Here is a 17621-nt window from a genome sequence, read left to right as displayed (position 1 = left end):
GATTTCCCTCACGCAGCCTGGCGAACGTCAGCGGTCTGTTCTTTCAGCGCGGCGATCAGGCCGGGGCGATCGAACTTGGCGACATAGTCGTGGAAGCCTGCGAGGCGACCGCGCTCGATGGCCGCCGGGGAGATCATCGCCGAAAGCGCGATAATCGGCGTGTGGCTCAGCCTTTGATCCGCCCGGACGGTTTCGGCGAATTCGAAGCCGTTCATGTCGGGCATTTCGATGTCGGTGAGGATCACGTCGACCTCCTGACCTGAACGCAGGAAGGTCAAACCTTCCTGCGCGTTGGTGGCGACGCGCACCTTGTAACCGGCAGCCTTGAGCACGGGCGAGAGCATGTTGCGGAAGAACGCAGAGTCGTCCACCAGCAGCACCGATTGGGCGGTTGAGGACACGCGCATTTCCTTGCGCGAGAACCAGTCGGCGAACGCCATCGGCAGGAAGTGGCCGACGTCGATCACTTCGGTGGCCAACCCCTTGATGACCGCGGAGCCGAGGATACCTTCGCGACCGCTTGCGACTTCGATGTGCAGGCGCTCTTCGACGATATCGACGATCTCGTCGACGACCAGACCCATCGAGCGGCCGTCGTCTGCGAAAACGAGGATCGGCTGGGTGCCCGACGTACGGACGGTCACGCCTTCCATCTGCACCAGCGGCATCAGCTGATCGCGGTACTGGACCATGTAGCGGCCATTCGACAGTTCGACCTTGTCAACGGTCACTTCTTCGAGACGCGTGACCAGACCGAGCGGCACCGCCTTGGGCTGTGCGGAACCAGCGCGGAACACCAGCAGCGAGGTCAGCTGTTCTGCATTCATCGCGCGCATCGCGGCGTTCTCGTCGGCGATCTCGTGGGCGTTGGATGCCAGGGCACCAAGCTCCTGTGCGATGCCGTTCGGATCGACGATCATGATCACCGCGCCATCGCCCAGGATGGTGTTGCCCGAGAACATGCCGATGTGACGCAGCTTCGTGGACATCGGCTTGACGACGATTTCTTCCGTGTGGAAGACGCCATCGACGACGATACCGAAGGTCTGGTTGCCCACCTGGGTCACGACGATGAAGCCGTTCTCCGGATCGGCCGAGCTGCCGTCATCGATCTGCAGCAGCTTCTTCAGATGCATCAGCGGCAGCAGCTTGTTGCGCAGACGGAGCACCGGGGTGTCCTTGATGCGCTCGATGCGATGTTCGGAATTGGCGCGCGCACGTACCAGTTCAACGACCGCAAGCTGCGGGATGGCGAAGCGATCGCCACCGGCTTCGACGATCAGCGCCGACACGATGGCCAGCGTGAGCGGGATCTTGATGGTGACGCTGGAGCCCTCGCCGGCGACCGACTTGATGTCGATGGTGCCGCCGATCTGATCGATGTTGGTGCGCACCACGTCCATGCCGACGCCGCGGCCGGAGACGCTGGTGACGGCAGCCGCAGTCGAGAAGCCCGGTGCGAAGATGAACTTGTGGATCTGGGCTTCCGACATCTTCTCGATATCGGCTTCGGTGGCCAGACCGTTCGAGATCGCCTTCGCCTTGATCCGCTCGGTGTTGAGACCGCGACCATTGTCGGCGATGCAGATCAGGATGTGGCCGCCTTCGTGATAGGCGGACAGACGGATGGTGCCCTGCTCCGGCTTGCCTTCCTGAGCGCGCTCAGCCGGCGTTTCGAGGCCGTGATCCGCCGAGTTGCGCACCATGTGGGTGAGCGGATCCTTGATAAGGTCGAGCACCTGGCGATCGAGTTCGGTATCGGCGCCGTGCATCTCGAGTTCGATCTGCTTGCCGAGTTCGCCGGCCAGATCGCGCACGATACGCGGCAGCTTCTGCCAGGCATTGCCGATCGGCTGCATGCGGGTCTTCATGACGCCATCCTGCAGTTCGGCGGTCACGGTGGACAGGCGCTGCAGGGGTACCTTGAATTCGGTGTCTTCGTGGCGACGGCTGATTTCCAGCAACTGGTTGCGGGTCAGCACCAGTTCCGAGACCATGGTCATCAGATGTTCGAGCGTGTCGACATTCACGCGGATCGACTGGTTTGCGACCTTGTCGGCTTCTGGCTGTTCGACCTCGACAGCGGTCTTCTTGGCGGCGGGCTTCGGGGCAGCAGCCTTGGGAGCAGCAGCCGTGGGAGCAGCAGGCTTCTCGGCAACCGGAGCCGGCGGCGCGACAGGCGCAGCAGCCACTACAGGCAATACAACTTCGATGGCGGTTTCCTGGAAGGCACGCTCAAGCTCTTCGAGCGAGACTTCGCCGGGACGCAGCTCACGCTCCAGGGTCGGAACGACCAGCGGGGCCGGCTCCGCAGCGACAGGCGCGGCCGGTACGATCGGAGGAGCAGATTCCGTCATCGATTCCATGCCCTTTTCGACCATGTGATGCAGTTCGCCGATCAGATCTTCATCGACGCCTTCAGGCTCCACTTCCGTGGCTTCGAGCTGACTGAGAATTTCCTTGATGCGATCGATCGTCGTGAGGATCAGCGTAACCGCCTCTCCGGTAACCGGCATTCCATCGCGGAATTTGCCCATCAACGTCTCGGCGGCATGGGCCAGGGCTTCGAGACGGGGCAGGCCGAGAAATCCGCACGTGCCCTTGATGGTGTGTACCAGGCGAAAAATATTATCGAGAATTTTCGCGTTATTCGGGTCCTGCTCAAAGCGGACCAGCTGATTGTCAACCGTATCCAGGCTCTCGTTGGTTTCCGTCAAAAACTCGCGGAGAAGATCATCCATGAAAATAGGCCTTCACACTCGAGGCGCGCGACTTTCGCTACACCTTTCGAAGTCTGGCTACTTTCACTGCAAAGCGTTTAATATTAGTTGAGCATTCCCAAAAACAATGAACCCGGCGATTAGCTATACGCATGCGGGGTTGCGGACCCGCCGGGCGGCGGATCCGTAAAGAGTTCATTAAGAGTTGAATGAGTTCGCGATCAGGCCGCGGTGACGACGATGGCGTCGCCTTCGGGCACCAGGGTCACCTTGAGGCCACAAGCCTGTGCCAGCAGACGCGTGTAATACGGCTGCACGGCATGGGCATCGATGCTGCCAACTTGTTCGGAGGCCAGCATGTCAACGATGGCCTGCGGCAGACGCGCGTTGAGGCCTGCAGCGGTGACCTTGAAGCCCTGCGGCTCGCCCTCGCCGATCCCATCGACCTTGAGCACGCCGCCGCGCGGAATCGTCTGCTGTGCGATCACCAGCATATTGAGCAGCAGTTTGACCCTGTTCTTCGGCAGCAGCAGCCGCGGCAGATTCCATTCGATCCTGGTCTTGGCGTCTTCGAGGTGACCGCGCGACATGGTCTGCGCGTCGCCCAGATCGATCTGCGCGCCGGCCGAACCGGCGGCACCAAAGGCGAGCCGGCAGAACTGCAGGCGGGCGGACGCAGTCTTGGCGCTCTTGCGGATCAGATCGAGTGCAAACTCTTTGTCGTCCGGCTTGGGATTGTCATCGAGCACTTCGAGGCCGTTGACGATCGCGCCGACCGGGCTGATCAGGTCGTGGCACACCCGCGAGCAGAGCAATGCCGCGAGTTCGAGGGCATCGGGCGCCAGACTCAAAGTAACCTCGCCGGGAGTGGGGTTGTCAGACATGAAATGCGCTCCTGGGCCACACAGAATGAACGGCGAATCAAGCATTTGCTTTACGGTTAGATACACCGCAGACGGTGGCGCGACCACACCAAGGCTGGCAAAGTCTGCCGGCGCAATGCCCCAAGCGTAGAAATGAACCGGGATGAGATGCAGAGGATGAAGGCTTCTCGATGACGAATGATTCGCTTCCTCGCATGGATGTCGCGCACGCGGCCACTTTGATCGAGCCGTTGACCGAACTGGCCGTTCAGGCCGGTGCCGCCATCCTCAGGGTCAACCGCAAGGTCATGAATGTGGACGGCAAGGCTGACGGCTCGCCGGTGACCGAAGCGGACCTCGCTGCCGACCACGTGATCGGCGAAGGACTGGCGCGGCTGTTTCCGGGCATCCCGTCGCTGTCCGAAGAGCGCCTGCACCTCGCCACGCCGCCCTATGCCGGCACCCTGTTCCTGATCGACCCGCTCGACGGCACCAAGGAATTTGTCGCCGGCCGCCAGGAATTCACCGTCAACATCGCCCTGATCGTCGATGGCGCCCCCTTGCTGGGCATCGTGGGCGCGCCCGCCCTGGGGCTGATCTGGCGCGGGCTGGTCGGCCGCGGCGCCGAACGCGTTGAACTCGCGCCGGACCTGTCCGTCCGCAAGGTCACGCCGATCCGGACGCGACAGGCGCCCGCCTCAGGCGCGCCATGGACAGCCGCCGTAAGTCGCTCCCACGGCGACGACCGTACCGAAGCCTTCATCGCCAGCCGACCCGGCGCGGTGAGACAGGAGTTCGGCTCGGCCCTGAAATTCTGCCGCGTCGCCGAAGGCCAGGCCGACATCTATCCGCGACTGGCGCCGACCTGCGAATGGGATGTGGCCGCCGGCCATGCCGTGGTTGAGGCTGCAGGCGGCAAGGTGACGGACACATTTGGCAAGGCGCTTCGCTTCGGCGGCAACCGGGAAGACTTCATCGTGCCGGAATTCATCGCCTGGGGCGATCGCGCGGCGACCGCGCGCAACTGAGGCATTGCGCTACCTCGCCAGGATGTCCTGCACGCCCGGCCAGCGCTTGTGCGCTTCAGGCAGGTATTTGGCGGGCGCCGCGGCGAAGGCCTCGCGGGTCTCCTCCCGGCCGAACAGATAGAGGCGTTCGCCCGCGACGAGCCACAGACGCGGATTGCCGGCAAAAGCGACGCCGCGGGCGACGTCGACGGGATCGTAGCCGCCGAATTGCGGGCCGTAGATGTCCGGATGCGCAGCGAAGGACGCGCGGTTGCCTTCGTTGCGGAAGCGCCAGACGGTGCCCTCCCCCGACAGTTCGAAATCCGGCTGCCCCAGCGTCGGCCGGCCTTCGGTGAAATAGGCCACCGGATCGAAGCCGCCGATCGCGAGACCCGTATACCGGTCAGTGACAATGCGCTCGCTGGTCGCAGCCATTGATCCCGAGGGGACAACCGCGACCGCCAGCAGCAGAATCAAGGCAATTCCACGGCTCCAGCCTGACAATTCCCGCCGTTGTGCCGTCATAGTTCATACCGATAGTATAGGGAGTCGGGGACAATGACTGCAGAGTTAGACCGTGCTTCTCAGCATCCGGTTAAATTCGCGGTCGCAAATTTGAAATACCAGGGGTTCTTTTCATGACCTTCGCATCACGCCTGGCAGCGCTGGCGCTAGCCACGTTCACGCTCGCCTTCTCGCCGGCCTCTGCGCAGCAAGGGCCGCGCGTCCAGCAGGGCGCACCTGACACCTATCGGTCCGAAGAACTCATGACGGCCGGGCATCGCTTCTTCGGCAACGTCTCGCGCGGCCTCGCCTCGGTGATCGAGAAGGCCGTCAGCCAGTGGGGCCTGCCGAACGGCTATATTCTCGGCGAGGAAGGCAGCGGCGCGATTGTGGCAGGCCTGCGTTACGGCGAAGGCACGCTCTATACGAAGAATGCCGGCGATCTGCGCGTCTACTGGCAGGGTCCTTCGGTCGGCTTCGACTGGGGCGGCGACGGCGCCCGTACCATGACGCTGGTCTATAACCTGCCGGCGACCCAGGCGATCTATCAGCGCTTCGCCGGCATCGACGGCTCCGCCTATATCATCGGCGGCTTCGGCATGACGGCGCTGACCGCCAACAATATCGTGCTGGTCCCGATCCGCTCGGGTCTCGGCCTGCGGCTCGGTGCCAATATCGGCTATCTCAAATATACCCCCACCGCGACCTGGAACCCGTTCTAGACCCGGCGCTCCGGCAGTCCTCGATCAAGCGCTTCTGAGCGGCCGAATAAAGGTTAACGCGGCGTTACGCTGTCTTTGCCCGGCCCGCCATGGCATGGTAACCGCTGCATTTTAATGCGTGGGAGCATTCGTCATGGTTGAGCCGATCATGTATCTGGCGATCGGTTTTCTGGTCTCGATGCTGTGTGGCCTGATGATCATGCCACTGGTGCATAACCGCGCCGTCCGCCTCACCACCCGCCGTCTCGAAGCCGCCACGCCGCTGTCGATGGCGGAAATCCAGGCCGACAAGGACCAGCTGCGCGCGGAATTCGCCATGGCGGCACGTCGGCTGGAAATGAGCGTCGACCAGCTCAAGAACAAGACCACCAGCCAGCTCGCCGAACTCGGCAAGAAGTCCGACGCCATCAACCGCATGAAGCTCGAACTCGGCGAAAAGAACGCGACGATCTTCGCGCTGGAAGCCCGCGAAGCCGCCGTGAAGGAAAAACTCGGCGTCACCGAAGCCGAGTTCACCGCCAAGGCGGCATCGCTGCGCGCCGCCGAACAGGCCTTGAGCGACAAGCAGGCCGAACTCGCCAGGCTCACTCACGAACTCTCCGACCGCTCCATGGTGGCCGACAGCCGACAGGTCGAGCTCATCGCCGTGCGGGCGCAGGTCGAGGAATTGAAGGGCCGCGTCGGCGATGCCGAACAGGAATTCGCCACCACCCAGCACCGGCTGGAGCTGCAGCGCGGTGAATCCGACACCGCGACGCGCGAACTGACCGAAGCCCGCGCCCGGGTCGAGAATCTCAGCCAGCGCGTGACGGATCTCGATCAGCAGCTTACCATCCAGGTCCGCGAAGCCGAACAGCTCGGCGCCCGCGTCACCGACCTCGAGAGCCAGCTCTCGACCCAGACCAAGATCCTGGCAGAGCGCGATTTCGAGAACAGCCAGTTGCGTCAGGCCAATGAGGCCGCCGAACAGATCGCACGCGATCTGCGGGTCGAACTCGCCGCCATGAACGGGGCCAAGGGATCGCCCATTATCGAAAAACTGCGCGCCGAAAAGGCCGCCCTGGAGACCGAGCTCGCCGCTGCCCGCGAGGAGCGCGCCAGGCTGCAGCGCGACCTCAACGGCGTCCACCAGCAGGCCGAAAGCGCATGGGCCACCGAGCGCATGGAAAATGCCCTGCTGCGCGAGCGCATCAACGACATCGCCGCCGAAGTCGCCAAGATGGCGATGACGCTGGAAGGGCCGAATTCGCCGATCGAGGCGATCCTGGCCGCCGAACCGGCGCCCGCCAGCCAGCCGCGCCCGGCCAATGACGCAGGTTTTGCCCCCAACAGCACCCTCGCCGACCGGATCCGGGCGCTGCAGTCCCACGCATCCCGCGCCTCGCAGCCCGGCTAGTACCGCCCCGGGGAACCCGGATCGGTCCAACCGGCCGGATGGGAGACTTATTGTGCGGACTTGCGGCAGGGTTCGCTTGACACCCCCGCCCCCTATTCCCTAAATCGCGCCACTGACGTCAGTCCCGCCGGGCCCTCTCGCCCGGCGTTTTGGTCTTGACGGCATCCCGGGCGCATAGCTCAGCGGGAGAGCGTTCCCTTCACACGGGAGAGGTCCAAGGTTCGATCCCTTGTGCGCCCACCACCTACTACTGATTTTCCTTCACGATTGTCCTCGGCAACTGCCGGCAGAGCGATACGCAAACATCACGCATCCACAACGACCGCTTCGCACCAATCACGTGCCCTTCTTCATCGTATGTCGCGCAGCCCGGCGGGATCATTCATCGCATCGCAACAGAGCGAGCTGAAAAATACAGACTCAAGAAAGACAGCGCCACTATTGGCAAAGGCCGGGCTTTGCGCCACGAGCGGCCGTCCCTCCCGGGCCGGCTTGGGCCCAAAGCAGCCATTGAGACTGGCTTTAGTCATTTCCCACTGTTGTGAACGCGGCTAAAATGGTGAGGGATAGCTGTGTTCCGCCGAACTAGAACAGGTCCCAACAGCATCAAGAGGAGTGGCCGTGAAGGGCTCGGTATCTGATGAATCCTTCCCGTTCGGCGGCGGTGAAAATGGCGCTCTTATTCGTGCGCTCGATTGGCCCAACGCGGGCTTGGGACCAATCTCCGAGTGGCCCGAAAGCTTGAAGACCACGGTTAGCGTACTGCTGCGCTCCCCGGTTCCCATTGTGCTGCTGTGGGGACCGGACGGCATCATGATCTACAATGACGCCTATTCTATTTTTGCCGGAGGACGCCATCCCCTCCTGTTCGGGTCAAAGGTGCGCGAAGGTTGGCCCGAGGTGGCCGACTTCAACGACAACGTGATGAAGGTCGGCTTGAGCGGCGGTACGCTCTCGTACCGCAATAAGGAACTCACCCTTCATCGTTCAGCAGTCCCTGAGCAGGTCTGGATGAACCTCGATTACAGTCCGGTGTTGGGCGACGATGGTCGTCCAGAAGGCGTTCTCGCCATTGTCGTAGAAACAACGCAACAGGTTTTGGCAGAGCGAGCTTTAGCCATCACCGAGGAGCGACTGCGGCAAGCTCTGAACGCTTCCGGGATGGTGGGTACGTTCGCTTGGCATGTACGGTCCGACACTTTCTATTCCGACGCTCGATTTGCTGAAATGTTCTCGGTCGATCCTGCCAAAGGAGATAAGGGTGCCCCGTTGTCGGAGTATCTGGCTGGCATTCATCCCGAGGATGTTCAGCGGATCGCCGATGCTGTGAATCATACCGTCCTCACCCAGGAAAAGTATGTTCAGGAATACCGCCTTCTTCAGAAAGACGGGAGTATCCGCTGGGTCGAGATGCGCGGCGAGTGCCTGTGTGGCGATAATGGCAAGCCGGATCGCTTCGTTGGCGTGGTAATCGACATAACCAATCAGAAGAACGCACAGGAGCGTCAACGGTTGCTCGCTCGCGAAGCGGATCACCGAGTAAAGAACATTTTCGCCAATTTCCACTCCATGATCAGTCTGAGTGCCCGGAGTGCCGGAAGCCCAAAGGAGATGGCTCAAGCCCTTCGTGGCCGACTGGACGCGCTGTTGCGGGCCAAGGATCTTGTCCGTCCGGGTATCATGGGTACCGAGCACGAGAGCGAACAGACAACGATGGACACGCTGGTGCGCACGGTGCTGCAGCCCTATGAAGATGGCTCACCTGACCGCATCGTCATAAGCGGACCCAATGTGCCGGTGGGAGCAAAGGCCGTGACGGGCCTTGCTTTAGTGCTGCACGAGACGGCGACGAATGCGGTCAAATACGGGGCCCTGTCTCGGCCGGATGGTTCGATCCATGTCACATGGGACGCGAACGGTGACTACTTCAGTCTGAACTGGGACGAAACTGGCGGGCCCGAAATCAATATAAAACCGCAGACTCGCGGCTTTGGTAGCACTCTCATCGACCGCAGTGTGACCGGCGAACTGGGAGGCCGGATCGAGCATGACTGGCTGAGAAACGGTCTTAGGCTAAAGCTGAGCATTCCGCTGCAACGCCTTTTAGCTTGAACGTGCATAGCCGATCGCCGCCTGATCGAAGGTCCGCTGACAAAGGCCTCGCGCACCGCCCGCGCCCTGCACGATCCCGGGGCCTTCACATGTAGTCGTTCACGGACCCGGCCGCTCTGCTGCAATCAGGAGCTTACGCAACAGGCGCGTGAGTGTTTGACGCTCGCTGGCTGTCAACACTCCATCGACCGAACGGGATAGATTGAAGTGCCGAGCGATAGCTTTGTCGACCGCGTTCCTGCCCTTGGCCGACAGGGTGATCCTTGCGCCGCGGCCATCGTCAGGATCCTGGCGCCTGATGATGAAACCGTCCTGCTCGGCGCGCCGCAACCGCGCGGTGAGGCCTCCCGACGATAGAAGACATTCCGCATAGAGGTCGGTCGGTCGAACGCCGATGCTGCTGTCGGCCTCGCGACGGTAAATCGTCAGGAGCAGATCGAACAGTTCCCAGTTGAAGCCCTGCTCCTCGAGCGCCGGCTCGATGGCGCTGCGCATATGCACGGACAGCCGGACAATCCGCCCGACAACATCAAGGTGGCCGGCGTCGAGGTCGGGCCGCCTCCGGCCCCAGCCCGCAATGATCTCATCAATCGAATCGGTGGTCATGCCGACCAGCATATAGGCACGGGGCACCGAATAGATGCAAATCCATCTATCTTTCTGAAAAGATATTTTATCTTGACTCAAAGATAGTTTGACCTCACGCTCCATGACGGGGCGGCCGGATGCCACCTCGCGAGAAGGTCACAGTGCGACCAACGTCCGCCATCGAGGAAACGACCATGACAGCCAAGCCGGCCTTTGCGACATCGCCATCCAATCCGCACGTCAAGGAAATCCAGACGATGCCGGAGCGGAAGCCCGATATGCCCTATGCGCCCGCGATCCGCATCGAAGTGCCCTGCGGCATGCTGTTCATCTCCGGGGCGACGCCCTCGCCGCTCTATCACAAGCATCCGCACGTCCTCGAAGAGCACGACCACCCCAATTCGATCGAGGACCAGACCCACCGTGCCATGCAGACGATCCAGTCGATCCTGGACCACGAAGGGCTCGCCTGGACCGACATCGTCAAGGTGACGAAGTACCTGACCGACATCCGGGACCAGGACGGTATGGTGAAGGTGATGAAGGAATATTTCGGCGACTGGACGCCGGCCAGCACCACCATCTGCATCAACCAGCTCTCGACCCAGGGCGCCCGTGTCGAGCTCGACATGATCGCCGCCATTCCCGTGCAGAAATAGACCGGATGCGACCTCCCGCCGGCCCCGGGTCATCGGGCCGAACGAGGCCGACAATGATGCACGGCACTGAAATTCAGAATGAGCAAGGAGGCGGCTCGCTGCACGCCTCAACAGGATTTGCGCCGCTAGCGACCGGAAGCGAAGCCGATGCGCCGCTGCTGCGTCTGGTCGGTATCGATAAGTCCTTTCCCGGTGTGCATGCGCTCAAGAACGTATCGCTCGACGTCTATGCCGGCGAGGTCCATGTCATCCTCGGCCAGAATGGCGCGGGAAAGTCGACGCTGATCAAGACGCTGTACGGCGCCTATGCGGCCGATCGGGGTCACATCGAGATCGAGGGCCGCCGGGTCTCAGTCGCCCGCCCGGCCGATGCCAGCGCGCTTGGCATCGCCGTCATCTTCCAGGAATTCTCGCTGGTCCCGTATCTCGACATCGCCCAGAACATCTTTCTCGGTCGCGAAGCCGCATTCAGCCGTTTCGGCCTCGTCGATTCGGCGGCCATGCATGCGGCCGCGCGCATCATCCTCGACGATCTCGGGCTTGACTACGACACTCGCTCATATGCCGCGGACCTCGGCGTAGCCCAGCAGCAGATGGTGGAGATCGCCAAGGCGCTCTCGCAGAACGCGCGGGTGCTCGTGATGGACGAGCCGACGGCCGCTATCTCCGAGCGTGAATCAGATCGCCTGTTTCAAACCATCGCGCGACTGACGGAAAAGCGCGTCGCCATCGTCTACATCTCCCATCGCATGAAGGAGGTGCAGATGCTCGGCGATCGCATCACCATCCTGCGCGACGGCGCCGTCGTGACCAGCGTGCTGCGCGATCAGAAAAGCCAGGCCGAGATGGTGGGCGCGATGATCGGGAGGGCATCGGGATCGCAGCTTGCACGGACGCCGCGCGCGCCCGGCGAGCCTATCCTGTTCACCAGGGATGTGAGCACGGCCAAACTGTCGGACATCTCCATCGAAATTCTCGCCGGCGAGGTGGTGGGGCTTGCCGGTCTGGTCGGTTCCGGTCGAACCGAAGTGGTTCGCGCCTTGTTCGGCGCGGATCCCATCGCCAGCGGCGAGATCTCTCTGTCGGGATCGCGCGCGCCGGCCACACCGGACAGGCGGGTGCGGGCGGGCATGGCCCTGCTCCCGGAAGATCGCAAGCGGGAGGGATTGGCGCTGCCACTCGATGTCCGCGACAATGCCACGGTCGCTTCGCTGTGGCGCAGCTTCGCCTCCGGCTGGTTCTCGCCAGCCAAGGCAGAGCGGGACACACGCGGGCTGATCGCACAGCTCGGCATTGCCGCGCATGGTACGCGCCAGAGCGTCCACACCCTCAGTGGCGGCAACCAGCAGAAGGTCGTGCTGGCCAAATGGCTGGCCGCGGGAGCCAAGCTGTTCCTGCTGGATGAGCCGACGCGCGGCGTCGATGTCGGCGCCAAGGCCGAGATCTATCGCCTGATCGATCAACTGGTGGAAGGCGGGGCCGGTGTCGTCGTCATCAGTTCGGAGCTGCCGGAGCTCGTCCAGCTCTGCGACCGCGCCTATGTCATGCGCGACCACCGCATCGTCGGGCATCTTGCCGGCGACCAGTTGACCGAACGGGCCATCCTCGAACTGGCGGTGCATCAATGAGCGCCTCGGTCCCACTGCAGCGAAAGTCCGGCATAGCCCAGTTGCTTGGCGCCATCCCCGGCGCCGGCCTCCTGCTAATCCTGATGCTGGCACTGTTCACGCTCGTCAATCCGAGATTCGTGTCCCAGACCAATCTCGTCAATGTCGGCTTGCAAACCTCGCTGCTGCTGATGATCGCGTTGCCGATGACGCTCATCATTCTGACCGAGGGTCTCGACCTGTCGGCCGGAGCCCTGCTCGGGCTGAGCGGCGTCATCGTCGCCGAGGCGCTTCTCGCCGGATGGGGCGTGTTTGCCGCCTGTGCGGCAGCTTTCGCAGTCAGCGCCGTTTTCGGCGCCCTGAATGGCATTCTGATCGCCTATCTCGCGCTGCCCGCTTTCGTCGTCACGCTCGGCACGATGGGGCTGATGCAAGGGATTGCGCTGGTGCTCACCAATGGCGACCCGGTCGGCGGTTTCACGCCGGCCATTGAAACCTTCTATCGCTCGCAGCTCTGGTTCGTCCCGCTGCCGATCGTGATCGCGGTCGCCCTTTATGCCGCGCTGTGGCTGCTGCTGTACCGGACGCGGCTGGGCAACTATGTGATCGCCATCGGCGGCAACAAGGACGCGCTGCGTCTCGCCGGCATTCGCGCCAATCTCGTCCACCTCGCGGTCTATGTGCTCGGCAGCGCGATCATCGGTCTCTCGGCGGTGCTGTTGATCGGACGCACCAATTCGGCGCATCCGACCGTCGGCATTGGCATGGAGTTCGAGGCGATAGCCGCGGTGGTGCTCGGCGGCACATCCTTCGAGAAAGGACAAGGCTGGCTGTTCGGCGCCGTGCTCGGCGCGCTCGCCATCACCGTGCTGCGCAACGGCCTCAACATCCTCTCCATCGACTCGTCGCTGCAGGTCGTGTGCATCGGCCTCCTGCTCATTCTCGCGCTGCTGATCGACCAGGCGCGCAAGCAATTCGTGAGGCGCGCGGCATGACGGTCCCGGCAACGCTCGATATCCGCCCGTCGTCCCTCTCCCCCGACGCTGCGGCCCTGCTCGGCCGGCTCGTGCTGATCGTTCTGATTGCCGGCGCATTGACGGCGGTCGATCCGGGATTCGCTTCGGTGAGCAATCTCCTGAACATGCTGCGGCAGGCGAGCCTGCTGTTTCTCGTCGCGTCCGGTCTCACACTCGTCATCATCGGCGGCGGCCTCGATCTGTCGGTCGGCGCCAATCTGACGCTGTCGGCCTGTCTCGCGGCAGCCGCGATCAAGACCACCGGCAATCCGTGGTATGGCGTCGCCGTTGCCATCGGTGCCGGCACGCTGATCGGTTTCGCCAACGGGCTGATGATCAACCGCCTGCGGCTGCCGCCCTTCCTTGCGACATTCGGCATGCTGTGGGTGGCACAGGGCATCGCCTACTGGTTCATGGCCGGGCAGACCATCTACGGAATGCCCATGTCGTTTCGCTATTTCGGCACCGGCTTCTTCCTCGGCGTTCCGCTGCCGATCTGGATCACGCTTGTGGTCTGTCTCGCCTGCAGCACCCTCCTGCACCGCACGACCTTCGGCCGTGAGGCGTATTTCATGGGCGCCAACCAGACTGCCGCGCTGCTGTCCGGCGTACCGGTCGAGCGTCGCCGGCTGCTGCTCTACGTGCTCAGCGGCCTGACGGCCGGCATCGCGGCGCTGGTCTACCTGGCGCGCCTGAATGCCGCGGAGCCCGGAATCGGCGAACCCTTACTCCTCCCCGCCATCGCGGCCGTGCTTGTGGGCGGCACGTCGCTGTTCGGTGGCAGCGGCAACATTGTCGGTACCGTGCTCGGCGCCATCCTGCTCACCATCATCGTCAACGGTCTTAATCTGCTGAATGTCGCCGCGACCTGGCATCCCTTCGTCAACGGTGCGGTTGTCCTCATCGCCATTCTCGCGGACCTCGCTTTGAGCAGACGCCGACCAGGGAGCTCATAGACCCGGCATCACCCGTTCTCCACACGTCTCGTCATTCACAACCAGAGGGGCCATCATGCGAACCACCAGATCTATCCGATGCGTTCTTGCCGCTGTCATTTGCGGCACCCTGTCTTCTTCGGCCGCGCGCGCCGATGGCGAAACGATTGCGGCCTTCACGAAGAACCAGGTGGACCCGCATTTCGAGGGGGTGCGCGCCGGCGTCGCGCAGATGGCCGAGAAGATGCGCGCGACGGTCAAGTATTATACGCCGACCAAGCCGAACAACATCACCGAGGGCATGTCGCAGCTCGAAGATGTCGGCGTGACCAAGCCCAATCTGATGCTGTTCATGCCGATCGACGCCAAGGCGCAACTGCCGACGATCAAGCGGCTGATCGAATCCGGCCTCCCGATCATCAACTATAACGACCGCGGCGGCGACGCCCCTTACCTCTCCTTTGTCGGCCAGGACGATTACAAGCTCGGCTACGACATCGCCAAGACCCTGTTCGACCACCTCGGCGGCAAGGGCAATGTGGTGATCCTCGAAGGCGTCAAGGGCTCGACCACGGGCGACGAACGCAAGCGCGGCTTCGACGCCGCCGCCAAGGACTATCCGAACATCAAAATACTGGCCTCGCAGCCCACCAACTTCCAGCGCCTGCTCGGCATGCAGACGATGGAAAACCTGATCCAGCAGTTCAGCACCATCGACGGCGTGATCGCCGCTGCCGACGCGTCCGCGCTCGGCGCTATCGAGGCGCTCAATGCCGCCGGCCGCAAGAACGTGGCTGTGGTCTCGATCAACGGCGTGCCGGAGGCAGTTGAAGCCGTGAAGGCGGGTAGCCTGCTGGCGATCGCGGAGTTTGACGGCTTCAAGATCGGCTGCGTCGCCACCGCGGTGGGCCTCAACGCCATTCGCGGCCAGAGCGCGCCGAAGCAGGTCACGATTCCGGGTGCGATTATCACCAAGGCGAACTACGCGCCCTGGCTCGTCCCCTACAAGAACCGCACCTGCCCGACCCCCGACGCCTATATCGCGAAGTAACACCAACAGGCCTGCAGACGCGTCGCGTGCTGCAGGCCTGCCTTCCTACTTGGCCGCCCCGTCGGTCGACATCGCGACGAGCTTGCCATAACGCTCCGCATCGTTGCGCAGCTCCGTTTCAAAAGCTTCCGGTGTCGAGCTCGCGATATCGACGCCCTGTCCGGCGAATTGCTTGATCAGGGCCGGATCGCTGAGCGCCTCTGCGGCGTCGCGCGCGATCTGGTTGACGATCGGCTTGGGTACGGCGGCGGCGGCGAGCAGGCCGAACCAGCTATCATAGGTGAATTCGGGAAGCCCCGCCTCAGCGAAGGTCGGCACATCGGGCAGTTGCGCCATGCGGCTCTTGCCGGTCACTGCCAGTGCACGCAGCTTGCCTGACTGGATGAGATCACCGCCGACGCCGAAATAGGTGAAGGCAACCGAGGTGTCGCCACGCATGATGCTGATCTGGGATTCCGGCAGTCCGCGGTGCGGGATCAGCACCATTTTGGTCTGCGTGAGATTCCTGAACAGCTCGGCCGCGATGCCGGTGGCACTGCCGACCCCCGCCGAGCTGTAGCTCAGCGAATCCGGCTTGGCCTTCGCTGCGGCGATCAGTTCGACCAGCGTCTTGAACGGTGCATCCGGCGGGACGATCAGGATGGACGGCGTCGATCCGACACGGCTGATCGCAGCAAAATCCTTGATCGGATCAAAGTTGAGGTTCTTGTTGACCACGCCGACCACGCTGTGGCCGTTTGAGGTCAGCATGATCTGCGAGCCGTCGGCCGGTCCCTTGGCGACGCTGCTGACGCCCGCGATGCCCGGCCTGTTCTCGACGATGACCTGCTGCTTCCATTTCGCGGTCAGCTTCTCGGCAACCGAACGGGCAAGGATGTCGGTGATGCTGCCACCCGAAAACGGCACGATAAGGCGCACGAGCTGGTTTGGATAAGTCTGCGCAACGGCTCTGCCGCCCATCAGCGCCGTAGTCGCGGCGAGGCCAGAGCCGATTAGGAATTGTCGGCGGTCCATTTGTTTCTCCCTGGAGTATTTGAGTGCCGGGCCTTCAGCCTCTTGCGGTGTTGGGCAGTGGCATTGCGAGCAACACTACCGCCGGTCGTTTCGTCTCGTTGCGCAGGGCGCGCGTCTCGTTCGGCGCGATGCGGCAGGAATCCCAGGTGCCCAGGGTGGCGATGCCGTCCGGCGTCTCGAAGGTCACCTCGCCTTCGAGGACGACGTAGAACTTCTCCTCCGGCGAGGCCGAGGGTGTAATGCCGCCGCCCGGCAGGATCTGGCTCATGCCGAGCCACATCACATCGCCTGGCCCGGCATCGCGGCCCTGCAGGCGGAACATCCGCATGTCATTGTGGCCGGGGGCTTCGTAGCGCGGGGCATCGTTCAGGCGGACGACATGCATGGCTTCACCCGTTCGGCTGAAAAACAAGACGATCGCGCGAGGAGCCGAGCACGGCGACATAGGCCTCTGCAGCGCGCTCCAGCGGGTAGATCGCATCCAGCTTGATCGGAAACGGCTTCAACGCGCCGCTGGCGAAACCCGGCACCAGTTCACGCAGGATCTCGCCGGCTTCCGGCGATGACAGCGACAGCGAGTCGACACCGAAGAAGGTGTGCTTGCCGCGATAGAAGGCGAAGATGTCGAACGGCACGGTGGCCTTGGTAGAGGCAATGAAGATCTGGCGGCCGAGATGCGCGAGCGATTTCGTGCCGGCGTCGTAATAGGGTTCGCCCACGGTGTTGTAGACGATGTCCGCGCCCTTGCCGCCGGTGAGTTCGCGCACCATCGCGGCGACGTCATTGCGGCTGGAATCGATGACGGTCACCTCGCCATGGGCATAGCCGGCATAAAGCTCATCCTTGCGGACGACGCCGATCACGCGGGCGCCCTGCCATGACGCGATCTGTGTCGCGGCCTGACCGACCTTGCCGTTCAGGCCGAGGATCAACACCGTCTCGCCGGGCTTCGGCATACCGCTGCGGCGAAAGCCTTCCTGCGCGGTGACAAAGGGCACGCCGATGCCGGCCGCCTCCGCGAGGCTGACGTTCGCCGGCTTCTCGACCAGCGCAGAGGCTTCGACCACCAGATGCGTGGCATGGGTGCCGTCGCGGCCGATCCCGAGTTGACCGGACGAACCGAACACCTCCTTGCCGATCAGCTCGGCCGGCCCATCGATCACGACGCCGGCAAAGTCGCGGCCGGGCGTGCGGGGAAAGACCGCATGCGGCATCAGACCGAGCGTCGCCTTGGCATCCGACGGGTTGATCGCGGCGGCCTTTATCTCGACCAGCGCATCGTCCGGTCCGGCGCAGGCGAGTGTGCGTTGCTCGATGCCGAGCGCCACATTCTCGATGCGATCAGCCTTGGCGGCAACCCGCAGGCATGTTGCGGTGACGCTGGAGGTAGTCTTGGCGGCAGCAGTCATTTCAATCCTCGAATGCAG

The 17621-nt window shown here is 63.1% G+C and carries 16 protein-coding genes and 1 tRNA gene; 10 read left to right on the top strand and 7 right to left on the bottom strand.

Annotation, left to right across the window (positions count from 1 at the left end; translation table 11 throughout):
• Positions 1–8: 8 nt before the first annotated feature.
• Positions 9–2741 carry a chemotaxis protein CheW gene (locus ACEK02_RS04675; protein ID WP_371420632.1) on the bottom strand — a complete coding sequence of 911 codons (2733 nt, stop codon included), beginning with the start codon at positions 2739–2741 and terminating at the stop codon, positions 9–11.
• A gap of 200 nt (positions 2742–2941) precedes the next feature.
• On the bottom strand, positions 2942–3604 hold the full coding sequence (gene chpT, locus ACEK02_RS04670) for a histidine phosphotransferase ChpT (protein ID WP_371420631.1): 663 nt from the start codon (positions 3602–3604) through the stop codon (positions 2942–2944).
• A 170-nt stretch (positions 3605–3774) separates the two neighbouring features.
• On the opposite strand from chpT, the gene cysQ reads away from it, so the two are divergent.
• Positions 3775–4611 carry a 3'(2'),5'-bisphosphate nucleotidase CysQ gene (cysQ, locus tag ACEK02_RS04665; protein WP_371420630.1) on the top strand — a complete coding sequence of 279 codons (837 nt, stop codon included), beginning with the start codon at positions 3775–3777 and terminating at the stop codon, positions 4609–4611.
• A 9-nt stretch (positions 4612–4620) separates the two neighbouring features.
• Here cysQ and ACEK02_RS04660 read toward each other — a convergent pair whose 3' ends face one another.
• On the bottom strand, positions 4621–5115 hold the full coding sequence (locus tag ACEK02_RS04660) for a YHS domain-containing (seleno)protein (protein WP_371420629.1): 495 nt from the start codon (positions 5113–5115) through the stop codon (positions 4621–4623).
• Positions 5116–5228: 113 nt separating this feature from the next.
• Between ACEK02_RS04660 and ACEK02_RS04655 the strand changes: the two genes are divergently transcribed.
• From ACEK02_RS04655 to ACEK02_RS04640, 4 genes are all read left to right on the top strand, one after another.
• Positions 5229–5816 carry a DUF1134 domain-containing protein gene (locus ACEK02_RS04655; RefSeq protein ID WP_371420628.1) on the top strand — a complete coding sequence of 196 codons (588 nt, stop codon included), beginning with the start codon at positions 5229–5231 and terminating at the stop codon, positions 5814–5816.
• 133 nt (positions 5817–5949) lie between these two features.
• Entirely contained in the window at positions 5950–7212 is a 1263-nt protein-coding gene (locus ACEK02_RS04650; RefSeq protein WP_371420627.1) for a hypothetical protein, read from the top strand.
• Between the two features lie 168 nt (positions 7213–7380).
• Positions 7381–7455, top strand: a tRNA-Val gene (locus tag ACEK02_RS04645).
• A gap of 378 nt (positions 7456–7833) precedes the next feature.
• A complete protein-coding gene (locus tag ACEK02_RS04640) occupies positions 7834–9324 on the top strand; it encodes a PAS domain-containing protein (protein WP_371420626.1) in 1491 nt (496 codons plus the stop codon).
• 99 nt (positions 9325–9423) lie between these two features.
• Here the strand turns inward: ACEK02_RS04640 and ACEK02_RS04635 are convergent, their stop codons facing one another.
• Positions 9424–10035 (bottom strand): MarR family winged helix-turn-helix transcriptional regulator, encoded by a 612-nt coding sequence (locus ACEK02_RS04635; protein ID WP_371420625.1) that lies wholly within the window; start codon positions 10033–10035, stop codon positions 9424–9426.
• Positions 10036–10106: 71 nt separating this feature from the next.
• On the opposite strand from ACEK02_RS04635, the gene ACEK02_RS04630 reads away from it, so the two are divergent.
• From ACEK02_RS04630 to ACEK02_RS04610, 5 genes are read left to right on the top strand one after another with little or no spacing between them, the layout of a single operon-like run.
• On the top strand, positions 10107–10571 hold the full coding sequence (locus ACEK02_RS04630; protein WP_371420624.1) for a RidA family protein: 465 nt from the start codon (positions 10107–10109) through the stop codon (positions 10569–10571).
• Positions 10572–10624: 53 nt separating this feature from the next.
• The gene (locus ACEK02_RS04625; protein WP_371420623.1) at positions 10625–12199 is read left to right on the top strand and encodes a sugar ABC transporter ATP-binding protein; all 1575 of its coding nucleotides are present in this window, start codon (positions 10625–10627) and stop codon (positions 12197–12199) included.
• Entirely contained in the window at positions 12196–13173 is a 978-nt protein-coding gene (locus ACEK02_RS04620) for an ABC transporter permease (protein WP_371420622.1), read from the top strand. The genes ACEK02_RS04625 and ACEK02_RS04620 overlap by 4 nt, the downstream gene beginning before the upstream one ends.
• Entirely contained in the window at positions 13170–14150 is a 981-nt protein-coding gene (locus tag ACEK02_RS04615) for an ABC transporter permease (RefSeq protein WP_371420621.1), read from the top strand. Before ACEK02_RS04620 ends, ACEK02_RS04615 begins: the two co-directional genes overlap by 4 nt.
• A gap of 55 nt (positions 14151–14205) precedes the next feature.
• Positions 14206–15180 carry a sugar ABC transporter substrate-binding protein gene (locus ACEK02_RS04610; protein WP_371420620.1) on the top strand — a complete coding sequence of 325 codons (975 nt, stop codon included), beginning with the start codon at positions 14206–14208 and terminating at the stop codon, positions 15178–15180.
• A gap of 45 nt (positions 15181–15225) precedes the next feature.
• On the opposite strand, the gene ACEK02_RS04605 is transcribed toward ACEK02_RS04610, so the two are convergent.
• From ACEK02_RS04605 to ACEK02_RS04595, 3 genes are read right to left on the bottom strand one after another with little or no spacing between them, the layout of a single operon-like run.
• A complete protein-coding gene (locus ACEK02_RS04605) occupies positions 15226–16194 on the bottom strand; it encodes a Bug family tripartite tricarboxylate transporter substrate binding protein (RefSeq protein ID WP_371420619.1) in 969 nt (322 codons plus the stop codon).
• A gap of 34 nt (positions 16195–16228) precedes the next feature.
• Complete coding sequence (locus ACEK02_RS04600) at positions 16229–16579, bottom strand: cupin domain-containing protein (protein ID WP_371420618.1); 351 nt, start codon at positions 16577–16579, stop codon at positions 16229–16231.
• A 4-nt stretch (positions 16580–16583) separates the two neighbouring features.
• On the bottom strand, positions 16584–17603 hold the full coding sequence (locus ACEK02_RS04595; protein ID WP_371420617.1) for a zinc-binding alcohol dehydrogenase family protein: 1020 nt from the start codon (positions 17601–17603) through the stop codon (positions 16584–16586).
• Between the last annotated feature and the right edge of the window lie 18 nt (positions 17604–17621).

It is taken from the genome of Tardiphaga sp., from assembly GCF_041424195.1.
GTDB lineage: Bacteria > Pseudomonadota > Alphaproteobacteria > Rhizobiales > Xanthobacteraceae > Tardiphaga.
This window is presented reverse-complemented; position numbering and strand designations above follow the sequence as displayed.